The 15609-nt window shown below is 43.0% G+C and carries 14 protein-coding genes; 9 read left to right on the top strand and 5 right to left on the bottom strand.

Features of this window, described 5'->3' with window-relative positions; translation table 11 throughout:
- Positions 1-7 precede the first annotated feature (7 nt).
- The gene (locus tag L7A31_RS15385; protein WP_237362656.1) at positions 8-1870 is read right to left on the bottom strand and encodes a potassium transporter Kup; all 1863 of its coding nucleotides are present in this window, start codon (positions 1868-1870) and stop codon (positions 8-10) included.
- 205 nt (positions 1871-2075) lie between these two features.
- Between L7A31_RS15385 and L7A31_RS15380 the strand changes: the two genes are divergently transcribed.
- Positions 2076-3200 (top strand): M14 family metallopeptidase, encoded by a 1125-nt coding sequence (locus tag L7A31_RS15380; RefSeq protein WP_237362655.1) that lies wholly within the window; start codon positions 2076-2078, stop codon positions 3198-3200.
- A 51-nt stretch (positions 3201-3251) separates the two neighbouring features.
- Here the strand turns inward: L7A31_RS15380 and L7A31_RS15375 are convergent, their stop codons facing one another.
- Entirely contained in the window at positions 3252-4253 is a 1002-nt protein-coding gene (locus tag L7A31_RS15375) for a DUF6929 family protein (protein ID WP_237362654.1), read from the bottom strand.
- 197 nt (positions 4254-4450) lie between these two features.
- Positions 4451-4981: an endonuclease SmrB gene (smrB, locus tag L7A31_RS15370; RefSeq protein WP_237362653.1), complete on the bottom strand. Its 531-nt coding sequence runs from the start codon at positions 4979-4981 to the stop codon at positions 4451-4453.
- Between the two features lie 56 nt (positions 4982-5037).
- Here smrB and prmB point away from each other — a divergent pair, with 56 nt between their 5' ends.
- Entirely contained in the window at positions 5038-5970 is a 933-nt protein-coding gene (gene prmB, locus L7A31_RS15365; protein ID WP_237362652.1) for a 50S ribosomal protein L3 N(5)-glutamine methyltransferase, read from the top strand.
- A 231-nt stretch (positions 5971-6201) separates the two neighbouring features.
- Positions 6202-7287, top strand: a complete 1086-nt coding sequence (gene aroC / locus L7A31_RS15360; protein ID WP_237362651.1) for a chorismate synthase — start codon at positions 6202-6204, stop codon at positions 7285-7287.
- Between the two features lie 75 nt (positions 7288-7362).
- Here aroC and L7A31_RS15355 read toward each other — a convergent pair whose 3' ends face one another.
- Positions 7363-7986, bottom strand: coding sequence for a trimeric intracellular cation channel family protein (locus L7A31_RS15355; protein WP_237362650.1), 624 nt, complete (start codon positions 7984-7986; stop codon positions 7363-7365).
- A gap of 217 nt (positions 7987-8203) precedes the next feature.
- Between L7A31_RS15355 and L7A31_RS15350 the strand changes: the two genes are divergently transcribed.
- The 3 genes from L7A31_RS15350 to L7A31_RS15340 all read left to right on the top strand — a co-directional run bounded on the left by L7A31_RS15350 (position 8204) and on the right by L7A31_RS15340 (position 9665).
- Positions 8204-8734, top strand: a complete 531-nt coding sequence (locus L7A31_RS15350; protein ID WP_237362649.1) for an elongation factor P hydroxylase — start codon at positions 8204-8206, stop codon at positions 8732-8734.
- 26 nt (positions 8735-8760) lie between these two features.
- Complete coding sequence (locus L7A31_RS15345; RefSeq protein ID WP_237362648.1) at positions 8761-9024, top strand: YfcL family protein; 264 nt, start codon at positions 8761-8763, stop codon at positions 9022-9024.
- A gap of 116 nt (positions 9025-9140) precedes the next feature.
- The gene (locus L7A31_RS15340) at positions 9141-9665 is read left to right on the top strand and encodes an NADPH-dependent FMN reductase (RefSeq protein WP_237362647.1); all 525 of its coding nucleotides are present in this window, start codon (positions 9141-9143) and stop codon (positions 9663-9665) included.
- A 44-nt stretch (positions 9666-9709) separates the two neighbouring features.
- On the opposite strand, the gene mnmC is transcribed toward L7A31_RS15340, so the two are convergent.
- Positions 9710-11710 (bottom strand): bifunctional tRNA (5-methylaminomethyl-2-thiouridine)(34)-methyltransferase MnmC2/FAD-dependent 5-carboxymethylaminomethyl-2-thiouridine(34) oxidoreductase MnmC1, encoded by a 2001-nt coding sequence (gene mnmC, locus L7A31_RS15335; protein WP_237362646.1) that lies wholly within the window; start codon positions 11708-11710, stop codon positions 9710-9712.
- Positions 11711-11882: 172 nt separating this feature from the next.
- Between mnmC and fabB the strand changes: the two genes are divergently transcribed.
- The 3 genes from fabB (at position 11883) to L7A31_RS15320 (ending at position 15394) form a co-directional block, all read left to right on the top strand.
- Positions 11883-13094, top strand: a complete 1212-nt coding sequence (gene fabB, locus L7A31_RS15330) for a beta-ketoacyl-ACP synthase I (RefSeq protein WP_237362645.1) — start codon at positions 11883-11885, stop codon at positions 13092-13094.
- 156 nt (positions 13095-13250) lie between these two features.
- On the top strand, positions 13251-14384 hold the full coding sequence (locus L7A31_RS15325; protein WP_237362644.1) for a 4-phosphoerythronate dehydrogenase: 1134 nt from the start codon (positions 13251-13253) through the stop codon (positions 14382-14384).
- Entirely contained in the window at positions 14381-15394 is a 1014-nt protein-coding gene (locus L7A31_RS15320) for an aspartate-semialdehyde dehydrogenase (protein ID WP_237362643.1), read from the top strand. The genes L7A31_RS15325 and L7A31_RS15320 overlap by 4 nt, the downstream gene beginning before the upstream one ends.
- Positions 15395-15609: the final 215 nt, after the last annotated feature.

Raw genomic sequence — 15609 nt, 5'->3', positions numbered from 1 at the left:
GCTAGTTCTAAATTTCTAGATGCACGCCAATTTCAATTAATTTGTCTTCAGGGACTGATAGTCGTTCTGATGTACGTAAAGCATTTCGGCTTAACAAGATAAATATTCTGGCTTTAATGTCATGCCAAAGGTTCTTAGGTTTTACTTTTATGCGTTCTGCCGACATAAAAAATACGGTTTCAGCAGGGCATAGGCACAACTCTTTGGTACAACAAGCGTGATAGATTTGCTCGATATCTAAGGATTCTTGATATCCCACATGAGCAATCATCTGCCAAAACGTATCGGAAAGTTGTTTGAGCTCTACACGTTTTAGAGGGTGTATATGAGGATGTTCGGAGTATTTGAATGTTAGTAAGATATTTCGCTCATGCAGAGTCTCATTGTATTTCAAGTTATTGATAAGTGATGAAGGCGCTTGTTGCTCATTGCGAGCAAGGTAAACCGCTGTACCTGAAGCTCGTGTCCAATTCTTCTGTTCTAGGCCTTTGACCATTGCCTCTACAGACAGTGGGTGTTTGGTTAGCATGGCTAAACGCTGTTTCTCTTGATACCAGTTGACCATGAGAAGGAACACCAGAGTGCCAATGGTTAGCGGCAGCCACCCACCATCGGTAAACTTGAGAGATGTTGAAGTAAACATTAACGTGTCATAAGTGACCATGACTGCTGCGTATAACGCGACGTTAATGGTAGACCATCGCCAATGATAAAGAGCCACCACGATAAGTAATAGTGAAGAGATAAGAATCACAGAGGTTACGGCAATACCATAAGCAGCCGCTAGTCGGGCTGAACTACCAAAAGAAATGACCACGGCAACAACTAAAATAAACAAGAGAAAGTTGGCAATTGGGACGTAGATTTGTCCTTGCTCTTTAGTTGAGGTATGAAAAATGCGTACTGGCGGCAGAAAGCCTAAGTTAATGGCTTGCCGCGTGAGAGAAAAAATACCCGATATTACTGCTTGAGAGGCAATCACGGTTGCGAAAGTGGCGAGCACCACTAGTGGTAACTGAAGATTAGTTGGAACAAGCAAGAAGAAGGAGTTACTGATTGCGTCTGGGTGCTGTAAAACCAGAGCTCCTTGGCCAAAGTAATTCAACACTAGGCAAGGTAGAACAAGTAAAAACCATGCAAGACGAATAGACTTAATACCAAAGTGCCCCATATCGGCATAAAGAGCCTCGACACCAGTAACCGCAAGCACAACGACGCCAAGCGTAAACAATGTTTCTAGGCCGTGAAAGCGAACAAACTCCATCGCGTAGTAGGGGTTAATAGCTTTTAAAACAAATGGGTTATGGCAAATTGAAGTCAAGCCAGTAAGCCCAATGCATAGAAACCATGTCAGCATAACAGGCGCAAAGAACTGGCCAATTTTTCCAGAGCCCCATTTTTGGATAGCAAATAATCCGCAAATTATCGTAATAGATACAGGGATGACAAACGCGTGTAGGCTTGGGTTAACCACATCGATGCCTTCCACCGCAGAGAGAACAGACATTGCAGGGGTAATAATCGCTTCGCCAAAGAAGAAGCCAGCAGAGAGCATGCCTAAGAAAAGTACGCATTTTTTCAGAAAACTAGGAGCAACTCGGTGGGCGAGCGAGGCCAATGTTAATATACCACCTTCGCCATCGCTAGAAGCACGGGTTACGATTGATAGGTACTTTACTGATACCGTGATGATGAAAGTCCAGAAGACAAGAGACAAGGTGCCGTGTATGTTGCTATTCGTTATTGCAAGCGAGTGTTCGCCGTCAAACATTGCTTTAAAAGCGTACAGTGGACTTGTGCCAATATCGCCATATACAACCCCAATACATAGGTAGGTTAACACCAGTAAAGATTGCTTTTTGTTTTGCATTTTGTGTCATATCTGTGCCTTTTAATAAGTTTGTGGCACAAACCTCGTAACATGATAATCGGCTGGTAGGTTAACAAGGAGAATATAAAGTAGGCATAAAGTTCACGCGGAATGTATAAAGAAAATGTAAAGTTTTTGCGTAAGTGATTCTTGTCGTTTAGGTGTGTTAGTCTTACTTCCAACTCAACAATGGGATCACAGTAAAATGAAAATATTTAGCAATTTTGAAAGTGGCAATATTCACGTCGTATCCGCTGATTCTCCTCAAGATATTCAACTGACTATTCCAGCAGACAACCAGACGGATATCTCGCAATGGTTTCATTTTCGTTTAGAAAGTGAAGCTCAGCTATCACATCATTTTACTATTGGTGAACTCGTTACTTCGGCATACCCAGAAGGGTGGAGTGACTATGATGTGGTTGCTTCTTATGACCGTGAAGAATGGTTCAGAGTTCCTGCTAAATTTGATGGCAATGCTCTGACATTCGATATCATCCCCGAGCAAGGTTCTATGTACTTTGCTTACTTTGCTCCTTATTCTTACGACCGTCATCAAGACCTTTTGCACAGTGCGCAAATGCATCCAGCATGTAAATTGGAAACGTTAGGACATACTTTGGATAACAATGATATGAGCCTACTGACGATTGGTGAACCAAGCTCTGAAAAGAAAAACATTTGGGTGATTGGACGCCAACATCCTGGTGAAACTATGGCTGAATGGTTTATCGAAGGCTTTTTGCAACGCTTACTGGATGAAACAGATACCGTTGGCCGAGCGTTACTAGATAACGTAGTGATCCGAGTTGTACCAAACATGAACCCAGATGGCAGCATCCGTGGACACTTGCGCACGAATGGCATTGGCGTGAACTTAAATCGTGAATGGCAATCGCCATCGATGGATCGCAGCCCTGAAGTGTACTTGGTGAGAGAACGTATGCTTGAGACAGGCGTTGATATGTTCTTAGATATTCATGGCGATGAGGCGATTCCTTACAATTTTGTCGCAGGGTGCGAAGGCAACCCTTCTTATGATGAGCGAATTGCTCAATTAGAGAATGACTTTAAACAAGCTCTACTTACGATTACACCTGAATTTCAGGATGAAGTAGGTTACGACAAAGATGAGCCAGGCAAAGCAAATCCAACAGTTGGCTCTAACTGGGTTGGCGAACAGTTTAAATGCTTGTCTTACACTGTCGAGATGCCGTTTAAAGACCATATCAGCCATGCCGATGAGCTGTATGGATGGTCACCAGATCGTAGTGCTGCGTTTGGCCACGATACGTTGGCCGCAGTTTTTACAATGGTTGGTAAACTGTAAAGAAATGGCCGAGCCTACGTATTATATAGGCTCGGCAACGTGGTTATCTCATTACTGTTCTATATTGAAATGAATAAACTGACTGGTTCCATTGTCGTTATCACTAACAAAGTATCCTGATGCTGAATGGTTAGTTGAACTATCTATTGCGACAGCTTCAATCTTGGTTATTACCACTTTATTTTGTTTCTTAAGTAGCTGCATATAAGGGCTTAGTGATAGCGTATTTGATGAGCTATTGTTCGATTCTAATGCGGATATTGGTAATACTCCTACAAATGAGCCTAACACTTTACCATCATTAATCGCATCACTTTTTCCTTCCACTGAGGCAGAGATAATTAGGCTGTTCGCTTGTGGCCAGTAATCCACACCAGATAGGGTTGACTCAACACCATCAATTTTTGGTAGCGTCACAAAGAATGTTTTCAGTGAAGACAATGAACTCGATTGCTTGTCAATAAACGCAAAAAATTGATTCAAGTCCATCTCGAATATGATGTTTGTACCTGAGTTACCACGATTGAAGATGAATATCTTGTTTTCCGTTGTGGCAACACCTTCAATATTTATGTGTTGCTTACTCTTAAAGCCAGAGACGGCATAGAGTTGTTTGTATAGTGGTTTTAAGTCTAGCGTTTTCTTGTTTTTACCAACTATATCAATGAGAAACGCAGATCTCCTTGTTGATTTGCTACCTGAGCCAAGAATTAGGTAATGCTTACTTCCTAAGTAAGTTACTGTGCTCATTGCTTCAAAATCAGGCTTAACACTCTTGTCTATGCGGCCTGACGTATTTAGCGGGTAGCTTTTTATTAGCTCCTTGTTTTTGATGCTATAGCTGTGCACATCAACATCAAATAGCCAAGGTTCATCATCACCAACGACAACTAGCTGATGTTTATCTATCACAGCCCCTGAGCCAGAAGATAGCTTTGTGTTGGTCACCGGAACAGATGTTGTAATTTTGAATGGGGTTGTCGGAGTAGGACTACTGCAAGCTCCTAGCAGTAGAGCTAAGGGTAATAAATATATTTTATGATTTAGATTCATGCATTCACCACTTTTGTTTTTGTTTTGGATAATTAGGTGAAAGCATACTAAAAACTTATTAAGGTTTAGTTGGTATTTGTCTGTTAATTTAATGAAAGGTAATCAATCGGTTGGAGTTTTTTGTTTTAATAGATAGTGACAATCAACTTAGTTAAAGGATCTCAGCTGATTGTCTAGAATTATAACAAGCTTGCTTTCTATTTTTCAGGAATCGATAGTAATACTAGCAATGCGCCGTCACCGCCAAACTCGAGTGGTGCTTGGTGAAAAGCCATAACATCTGGATGTTGAGCCAACCACAGAGGTGCTTTTTGCTTAAGTATGTGCTTGCCAATGCCGTGTTGAACGCAAGCGCAATGAACGTCGTTTTTGATGCAGTAAGCTATCATAGCGCCAAGTTCTTTTTTTGCTTCTTGTTGGTTCATACCGTGCATATCAAGAAACACATCTGGAACATACACACCTCTGCGCAAGCGTTTCACCTCATATTGTGACACATCATCTCTGGCGTATCGCGTCGGGCCTTCCTCATTTAGCAGCGGTACAAACTCATCTGAGAAATAAAACTCGCTGTCACTGGCTTCTCTTGCGGTTTTTATTTGCTGTTTTTGTTTAACGTTTTTCGTTGGCTGCTGGATTATGGTATCCTGACGCAACTTTTTTACGCCCTTTACTGCGTCTCTAAATAAGTTGAAATCGTCGTCGTGTTCGTTGTCGTTTTGGCTCATAAGGATAAAATTAAGAGATCGAATTATCAGTATTGTAGCGCTTTTGGGAGGCAAATTTGGATAAGATTTTTATAGAAGAGGCTGTATCGGAGCTGCATACTCTTCAAGATATGGTTCGTTGGACAGTAAGTCGTTTTAATGCGGCGAATTTATTTTATGGTCATGGTACTGATAATGCTTGGGATGAAGCCGTCCAGTTGATCTTGCCAACACTGTATCTTCCTATCGATATCCCAGCTCATGTAATGAACTCTCGTCTGACTAGCAGTGAGAGGCTGCGTATTGTCGAGCGTGTAATTGAGCGTATCAATGAACGTACTCCAACGGCTTACCTTACCAACAAAGCTTGGTTCTGTGGTTTAGAATTCTTTGTCGATGAGCGAGTATTGGTGCCACGTTCACCGATTGGTGAGCTAATTGAAGCGCAATTTCAACCTTGGTTAATCGAAGAGTCAGTGCGTGTTATGGACATGTGTACCGGAAGCGGCTGTATCGCGATTGCATGTGCTCACGCGTTTCCTGAAGCTGAGGTCGACGCAATTGATATCTCAGCAGATGCACTTCAAGTGGCTGAGCAGAATATTCAAGATCATGGTATGGAGCAGCAAGTTTTCCCAATTCGCTCAGATCTATTCCGTGACTTACCGAAAGAGAAATACAACCTAATCGTATCGAACCCTCCTTATGTGGATGAAGAAGATATGAATAGTTTGCCAGAAGAATTTACCCATGAACCGGAGCTTGGTCTTGCGGCTGGTACCGATGGGTTGAAATTGGTACGCAGAATACTTGCCAATGCACCCGATTACCTAACAGAAAAAGGTATTTTGATTTGTGAGGTTGGCAATTCCATGGTTCATATGATGGAACAATACCCTGAGATACCATTTACTTGGTTAGAGTTTGAGAATGGCGGTCATGGCGTGTTCTTGCTGACTCGTGACCAACTTGTCGAACATGCTGCTGAGTTCTCCCTTTACAAAGATTAACGGCTAAATTGTTGAGTTACCTTAAAACGCTGAGTCTTATGACTTGGCGTTTTTTCGTTTGTAGCTGAGTAGAATTGGCTTAGTTAAGTTTAACTCTTTACAACAAATGTTAATAAAGCCACTATGTTGGCACGAAGAATAGAAAACAGACACTCTGAGGCTAAGTTATCCAAACAAGGTATAAATGGAAGCTTAGCCAGGCATTCAGAGAAATATGTAATAGAGGACACAATGGCAGGAAATAGTATCGGACAACATTTTCGAGTGACAACGTTTGGAGAAAGCCACGGTATCGCACTCGGATGTATTGTAGATGGCTGTCCTCCTGGACTGGAGATAACCGAAGCCGACCTGCAAAAGGATTTAGACCGTCGTCGCCCGGGCACTTCTAAATATACTACCCAGCGTCGTGAACCTGATGAGGTAAAAATCCTTTCAGGTGTATTTGAAGGCACGACAACAGGCACTTCGATTGGGCTATTGATTGAAAATACTGATCAGCGCTCAAAAGATTACTCGGAAATTAAAGACAAGTTTCGTCCTGGTCACGCTGATTACACTTACCATCAAAAATATGGCGTACGGGATTACCGTGGTGGTGGCCGCTCTTCGGCACGTGAAACAGCAATGCGAGTAGCTGCAGGTGCAATAGCGAAGAAATACCTAAAGCAAGAATTTGATGTCGAAATTCGTGCCTACCTATCTCAGATGGGTGACGTGTCCATCGATAAAGTCGATTGGCAAGAAATTGAGAATAATGCTTTTTTCTGTCCAGACGTCGATAAAGTTGCAGACTTTGATCAACTTATTCGTGATTTGAAAAAGCAAGGTGACTCAATCGGAGCCAAACTTCAGGTAGTCGCGACTAACATACCGGTCGGTTTAGGTGAACCGATCTTTGATCGTTTAGATGCAGATATTGCGCATGCCCTCATGAGTATTAACGCAGTGAAAGGCGTTGAGATTGGTGATGGCTTTGATGTCGTTTCTCAAAAGGGAAGTGAGCATCGTGATCCATTAACTCCTGCTGGTTTCGCGAGTAACCATGCTGGTGGCATCTTAGGCGGCATTTCAACTGGGCAAGATATCGTTGCCAACATTGCTTTGAAGCCAACGTCGAGTATTACCGTACCGGGTGAGACAATTGACAAGTCTGGTGAACCAACACAAGTGATTACAAAAGGTCGTCACGATCCATGTGTTGGGATTCGAGCTGTGCCAATTGCAGAGGCAATGCTAGCCATTGTTTTGCTTGATCATCTTCTACGCCATCGCGGTCAAAATCACGGTGTTACGACGGAAACGCCAAAGATTTAAAATCACATCTACAAAGAGAAAGCCCTCGAATTTATCGAGGGCTTTTTACATGGGCATGGATATTTGCGTCGTCGCTTAGTGAAGAGACTCTTCAACTTCCAGCTGGAAGGTGGGTAGGCGCCAATGAAACTTTAGAGCAGACATACGTACGCTGTATCCAATAACAAGCGTTGCAATAGTGGCATATATATCAGAAACACCAATATGCAGTAGTCCCATGTAAAGCCCCGATGACAAGAAAGCGACAGAGGCATATAGCTCTTTGTGCAAAATGAGCGGTGTGCGCCTACAAATTAGGTCGCGAAGCAATCCACCAAATACTCCAGTAACAACAGCAGAAACTAGGCATATGAGTGCAGGATGACCTGTCGTCATGGCAACGTTAGTACCAATGATACTGAATACGACGAGTCCCAGCGCATCAAGTCTAAGAAAGAGCCCCTTTAAGCGGATCACCCATTTAGCGAGAACTGTTGTAGTGATGCCAGCAATACAGGTAATGGCCAAATATTGTGGGTGAGCAACCCATGACACTGGAAAGTGACCCAATAGAATGTCACGCGCAGTGCCTCCGCCAATGGCAGTCACACTCGCAACAAGCATGACACCAAACCAATCCATTTTCTTTTGTCCGGCATTTAGTGCGCCAGTCATTGCTTCAGCCGTGATGCCAATAATATATAAAACACTAAGCAGCATACTGCACCTCGAAAGGGTGGTGGACCCTAGTTAATTCAGTCGATAAAAATGAAGCGAGAGTGTATGCCTAAAGATAACTTTTGACGAATGAGATTTTATAGGGATAAAAGCCATTTTCGCATAAGAATTGCTAATCTTCAGCGAGTATCGGGTTGTCTGTTTACCTAGCCAAAGAAAAAAGAGAGAATACCAGCGAAATTTGTAACGTATATTCATCATGAATCATCAGTATCAAGACCTAATTACTCTTTTTAACGATACCTTTTATCACAGCTACAACACCAAACTCGTCCTTGGTGGTGATGAGCCCATTTACTTGCCAGCTGACGAAAGCAACTCTTTTCACCGGATCATTTTTGCTCGTGGTTTCTATGCTTCTGCATTACATGAAATCGCACATTGGTGTGTTGCTGGCCCCAAAAGGAGATTGTTAGAAGATTTTGGGTACTGGTATGAACCCGATGGCCGTGACGAAGCGACGCAAAAGCAATTTGAGCAAGTTGAAGTTCGTCCTCAGGCTTATGAGTGGATTTTATCTAAAAGTGCTGGCTTTAACTTCAATGTGAGCTGCGATAACTTGCATGGTGAGTTTGAGCCTGACCGCCTGTCTTTTATGAATAAAGTACACCAAGAAGTGTTGAGCATATTGCAGGTTGGGTTGCCTACACGAGTTAAAATGTTGTCTGACGCACTACGCATATTTTACTCTACGCCAGAGTTAAGCCCACAAGATTTTCTAGTGAAGTAATACACCTTATTGAGATTAAAAGAAATATGATATTTGAAATTGAAGAGAAGTTATTGGATTTAATTGATGCACGAATTGAGACAGCTTCAGATGATGAACTGTTTGCTGGCGGTTATCTTCGTGGGCATATTTCTTTGTCTGCTGCTGCATGTGAAGAAGAAGGTATTGCAGATTTAGCCGAGCTCAAGGCACGTATTGTTGCTAGTCTAGATGGTGCTCGCAGCGAGTTGTCTCCAGCAGATCAACAGATCGTTGGTGACTTATGGCAAGAGCTCGCTAGCCAAGTTTAGAACGACGAAAAATCATTGTTCGAATTTATCGAACATGTTGGTGAAATCTCTGCCGTTGTTGCGAGTGATGGCTTTGCTATTCTAATAATCAAATATCAGCGTGCAGGAGTAACACCATGAAAATCATCGCATTCGGAGCAAGTACCAGCTCAACATCTATCAACAAAGCGCTCGCGAATTACACAGCTAACTTAATCGAAGGAGCTGAAGTAATTGTTCTAGATTTAAATAAATATGATGTTCCTATGTTTAGTGAAGATCTGGAAAAAGAGATAGGCCATGCTGCGGGAGCGAAAGAATTCTTGGATGATCTCGCGACTGCTGATGCCTTTGTGATCTCTTATGCCGAACACAATGGACATTATCCTGCCGCTTACAAAAACTTGTTTGATTGGGCAAGCCGAATCGAAAGAAAGGTATTTAACGACAAGCCTGCTATCTATTTGGCCACATCACCAGGCCCTGGCGGTGCGCAATCGGTGCTGTCTGCTGCGACTGCATCAGCACCGCACTTTGGTGCTGACTTGAAGGCGTCAGTTTCAGTGCCTAGCTTTTACGACAACTTTAATTCTGAATCGGGTGAAATCACCAACCAACAAATACGAGATGAATTAAAGCAAGCGACAAATCTAATTGCTTAGTAGTGACTTTGATTTTTACGCCAGCTGATTCGCTGGCGTGAGTTTTATCTTTGAATAGCTTTTCCTTTCAACAACTTCCTTACCCACATTTTGCTGGGGTGAATGCTTTCAAGAACATCTGCTGGAAGGGGGAGTGGGTCGCCGCATATTTGTGAGGCCAAGACTTCCGCCATCAATGGAGAAGAGCTTAACCCTCTTGAACCAAGACCAAGTAAGCAATATAAATTACTATATTGCGGTAGTTCCTGAGAGCTGTCTCCGCGATCAAAATTATCGATGATCTGGTTAAAGTCTCCTACATTGCCGACAAAAGGCAGATGATCGCGACTAACGCACCGAATTCCTTGTCTAGAGGCATTCTCTGATACGTCAACTTCTTTTGGCCAGTCTTGATCTTGAATACAGTTTGCTAGTTTTTCTGCGTTGTCTAATTGAGCTTGTAAGTCAAAGTGCTGATCTATATGAGTTCTATCATAACTAGCCCCAATGCAATGCTGGCTAGTTTTCGGGTTATGCGGAGTCATGTAGCCGTCATAGCAAAGCACGGTCTTTAGTTTGGATAAGTTTTCGGTAGTCGGAATGTGGCTAACTTGGCCTTTTACTTTGCCAAGTGGTAAATATTTTGTCTGCTGGTAAATATCGAAATTGTGTCCATTAGCAATAACAACGGCTTGATGTTTAGTTTCATTGTCGCCAGATTTAAGGCTCCAAAGTTTCTCATCAGGGTTCCAATTAAGTTGGTCAATCGAAGTATTCCAACAAACATTGAGTGAACCTGACTCAGCGAGAGACTGTAGTAAATTGCTGGTCAACTCAGCTGGGCAAAGCCAGCCACCTAGTGGGTAGTGCAAGCTTTCCATATCAACGGGCAAACCTACCGTTTGGTTTGTCTCGGCTGGAGTCAGTTTTACCAGTAGCTCTTTGGGTAACTTAACTTGCGCGATCTTATTTAACTTAGCAGAAGACTTCTTATCCCATAAAAGCTGTGTTACGCCGCACCAATTGTGATCAAAGGGTACTGCTTCGCTGCATTGCTCAATGAATTGCCTAGCGAACAACATCCCGGGAGCGAATACTCGAGATACGCCAGTATGTGATTCGTTGATGAGTGGGTAAATAGCCCCCTGCTTGTTGCCAGAAGCCCCTTGAGCTGGCTGACTATCTGCACAGTACAGAGTGACTTTAATACCTCTCCTTGATAACGATTTCGCGAGTGTAGCGCTCGCGATGCCGCCACCAATAATGGCAACATCTTTAGCATTGCTGACAGTTTGGCGGTGGTAGTGTGGGCTAATGGTTCGAGTTTTGGGCTTATTCTGAATGACACCTGCTATCATTTCGCGCTTCGTGCCAAAACCTTTGACTTTCTTCATGTCAAAGCCAGCGTCGATAAGTCCTCGTCGCACAAAACCTGCAGCAGTAAAAGTGGCACATGTGCAATCATCTTTAGCAAGCTTCGCCATATTATTGAACAAAGCTTGATTCCACATCTCAGGGTTTTTACTCGGAGCAAATCCATCCAAAAACCAAGCGTCGACGATACCATTCTCTAATGTCGGTACCATTGGCATAGAATCTTTTATATCACCAAACCAAAGGTCGAGGGTGACAGCACCATCATCCAAAATGATTCTGTGACATTCTGGAATAGTAATGGGGTAGAACTTTTGCAATTGCTCAGCGTAAGCTTTTAACTCTGGCCACATAGCATGAGCTTTAGATAAATCTTGAGCGTGTAGAGGATACTTTTCAAAGCTAATAAAATGCAGTTCTTTGGTGTTACTTGAAGGGTTGTTCTTCCTATATTCATCAAACTCCTTCCAAGTGGCGAGGAAGTTTAGTCCAGTGCCAAACCCTGTTTCTGCGATGACAAAACGACGATGCTTAAATTCCCCCCAGCGCTCTGGAAGCCTGTTTTGCTTGAGAAAAACATAGCGAGTTTCTTCCAAACCGTTTACGTTAGAAAAATAAACATCATCGAACTCATCTGAGACAGGAGTCCCAGAATCGTTCCAATCTAGTTTGGCATTATTAATTGAAGTCATAATAAATTGTGTTTTGTCGGTATAGGCGATATAAGGTGGGATTGTATACCTAAAAGGCTTGAAAATGCAGATTTTTGGGGTACATCAGTATATGATTGCTTGGGAAAGCTGACCACTTCTGTTAGCCTTCTTCGTTATCATTTAGCAGAATTTAGAATTATAGGATTGTCACATGAAACGTGTCGTAATCACCGGTATGGGTATTGTTTCGAGTATCGGTAACAACGTCGAAGAGGTTTTAGCGTCTCTAAAAGCAGGTAAATCAGGTATTAACGCTTCTGAGCAGTTCAAGGAAAATGGCTTGCGCTCTCAAGTTTGGGGCGACCTAAAAATGAACCCTGCTGACCATATCGATCGCAAAAAAATGCGTTTTATGGGTGATGCGGCGGCGTTTGCATATTTGTCAATGGAGCAAGCAATCGCAGATTCTGGCTTAACAGAAGAGCAAGTTTCTAATGATCGCACAGGTATCGTTGCAGGTTCAGGTGGCGCATCGTCGCTAAACCAAGTCAATGCAGTAGATATTCTACGTGAGAAAGGCGTAAAGCGCGTTGGCCCTTATATGGTTCCTCGTACAATGGCGTCAACAGTATCTGCTTGTCTAGCGACTCCATTTAAAATCCGTGGTGTGAACTACTCAATGAGTTCAGCATGTGCAACATCTGCACACTGTATTGGTCACGCAATGGAACTGATCCAGCTTGGTAAACAGGACGTAGTATTCGCTGGTGGCGGTGAAGAGCTTGATTGGTCTCTGACTATGATGTTCGATGCAATGGGTGCACTTTCTACTAAGTACAACGATAACCCTGATCAAGCATCACGTACTTACGATGCAGATCGTGATGGTTTCGTTATCTCTGGTGGTGGCGGTATGGTCGTTGTTGAAGAGTTGGAGCATGCACTTGCTCGTGGCGCGAAAATCTATGGCGAGATCGTAGGTTACGGCGCAACGTCTGATGGTTACGACATGGTTGCTCCATCTGGTGAAGGCGCAGTACGTTGTATGAAGATGGCAATGCAAAATGTTGATAGCGTAGACTACGTGAATACTCACGGTACATCGACTCCTGTTGGAGATGTAAAAGAATTAGGCGCGATTCAAGAAGTCTTTGGCGGAAATAGCCCAGCAATCTCAGCAACGAAAGCAATGACCGGTCACGCTCTAGGTGCTGCTGGTGTTCATGAAGCGATTTACTCTACTTTAATGTTAGATAACAACTTTATCGCTCCAAGCATCAACATCGAAAACTTAGATGAAGCTGCTGAAGGTTTAGATATCGTTACTGAAGCGCGTGAGCAAGAACTCACAACAGTTATGTCTAACAGCTTTGGTTTCGGTGGTACAAACGCGACGCTAGTACTGAAGAAGTACCAAGGCTAATCGTCTAGACGATTAAAGCAATTTTTTACTAGAATGCCTGCTTTCTTTCGAAAGTGGGCATTTTTTGTGTTTGTTTGGATATAGTGATAGCTTTTGCTCGACAGTCACAATGCTTTTTAGCACAATCCCAGTAATTGCAACTCTTCGAGTAACCAAATGAAAATTCTTGTCGATGAAAATATGCCTTACGCTGATTCTTTGTTTAGTCAGCTAGGTGAAGTTATTTTGAAGCCAGGGCGTTCGCTAACCAGCGATGATCTGGTAGATATTGATGCCTTAATGATTCGTTCTGTCACCAAAGTTAATCAAGAGTTACTTGAGAAAGCCAACAAGCTTAAATTTGTTGGGACTGCAACAGCAGGAATGGATCACGTAGATCAAGCTCTTCTTCGCGAAAAGGGGATCCATTTTACTGCGGCGCCGGGGTGCAACAAAGTCGGTGTTGCCGAGTATGCGTTGAGCGTAATGATGGTTTTGGCTCAGCAGAAAGGCTTTTCTATTTTCGATAAAACAATCGGCATCATTGGTGCTGGGCAAGTAGGTAGTTATTTATACGACTGTTTATCGGGCTTGGGATTAAAAGTCTTATTGAATGACCCACCGAAACAGCAAGCTGGTGACAGCCGAGAGTTCACAGAAATTAATGAGCTTTTAGCTCAGTCAGACATCGTTACTTTGCATGTGCCGATCACTAAAGATGGAGAGCATCCGACTCACCACTTGATTGATGAAAATAGGCTTTTAGCTTTTCGTGATGACCAAATTCTTATCAATGCTGCTCGTGGGCCAGTAGTAGACAACCAAGCGCTTAAATCTCGGTTGCTGAAAAATGACGGCTTTACAGCGGCACTTGACGTATTCGAATATGAGCCGGAAGTTGATATGGAGTTGCTGCCCTTACTAGCGTTTGTAACCCCACATGTGGCCGGTTATGGGTTAGAAGGAAAAGCGCGTGGAACAACGATAATATTCAATCGATTCTGCCAGTTTTTAGATAAAGACTTAACAGCTTCTGCGAATGACCTGCTTCCAACAGCACCAGTGCCCGAAGTTAGGTTAGATAGAGCTTGGGATGAGAATGTTTTGCACAATCTCACTCAACTTATCTACGATGTTCGTAAAGATGATGCGCTATTTAGACGTGAAATCCATAAACCGGGCGCGTTTGATAGCATGAGAAAAAATTATTGGGATCGCCGCGAGTTTGGAGCCGTGACCCTTGTAGGACGTGAAGAATGTAACCTACAACCTTTACACAAATTAGGATTTCAAATAGAGGTAACACAATGAGCCAACAGTTCAATATTGCAATTTTAGGCGCAACAGGCGCAGTTGGAGAAACTCTAATTGAAGTTCTTCAAGAAAGAGACTTTCCAGTTGGCGAGCTTTACTTGCTTGCCAGTGAGCGCAGTGAAGGCAAAACATACCGTTTTAATGGGAAGACAGTAGCGGTACAAAATGTTGAAGAATTCGACTGGTCACAAGCACATATTGCACTGTTTTCCGCCGGTGGTTCTTTATCAGAAAAGTGGGCTCCGATTGCTGCCGATGAAGGCGTAGTTGTTATCGATAATACCTCGCACTTTCGCTATGAATATGACGTTCCACTAGTTGTGCCAGAAGTTAACCCGGAAGCTGTTGCAGAGTTTCGCAATCGGAATATTATCGCTAACCCAAACTGCTCAACAATTCAGATGCTGGTGGCATTAAAACCAATCCACGATGCAGTTGGTATCGACCGTATTAACGTATCCACTTACCAATCTGTTGCAGGTGCTGGCAAAGCGGGCATTGATGAGTTGGCAGGTCAGACAGCTAAGCTACTAAATGGTAAGCCGGCAGAGCCTGAAGCATTTTCTCAACAGATTGCGTTTAACTGTATTCCACAAATCGATAAGTTTATGGATAACGGTTATACCAAAGAAGAGATGAAGATGGTTTGGGAAACACAGAAAATCTTCAATGACTCTTCCATTATGGTGAACCCAACATGTGTTCGAGTGCCTGTTTTCTACGGCCACGCGGAAGCTGTGCATATTGAAACCCGTGCACCAATTGATGCAGAAGAAGTTACTCAGTTGCTAGAAAGCGCAGAAGGCATTGAAGTGTTCCATGGCGAAGACTTTCCAACGCAAGTGCGTGATGCGGGCGGCAAAGATCATGTATTAGTTGGGCGTATCCGTAACGACATTAGTCATCACAGTGGCGTAAACCTTTGGGTAGTTGCTGATAATGTGAGAAAAGGCGCCGCGACGAATGCGGTACAAATTGCGGAAGTTTTGATTCGCGATTACTTTTAAATCTTACAGTTAGCTAAGTTAAAATGTAGAGCCTCGCTGTCATAGTGGGGCTTTTTTGTAATTAGAGGCGATTGGGTGATGAAAATGTGTGAGATTGCCGAGGTTATTGTCTTTGTCCAATAAAAATTGCCAACCATCCTATAGTTTTAACAGTTTTATCCGATATATTTAACAGTTCATATTATTATTAATTGTATAGAGCACATAGCTGAGCC

The sequence above is a fragment of the Vibrio marisflavi CECT 7928 genome, from assembly GCF_921294215.1.
In the GTDB taxonomy this organism is placed as follows: Bacteria; Pseudomonadota; Gammaproteobacteria; order Enterobacterales; family Vibrionaceae; genus Vibrio; species Vibrio marisflavi.
The sequence above is the reverse complement of the archived record's forward strand: the minus strand, read 5'-3'. Positions and strand labels throughout refer to the sequence as shown.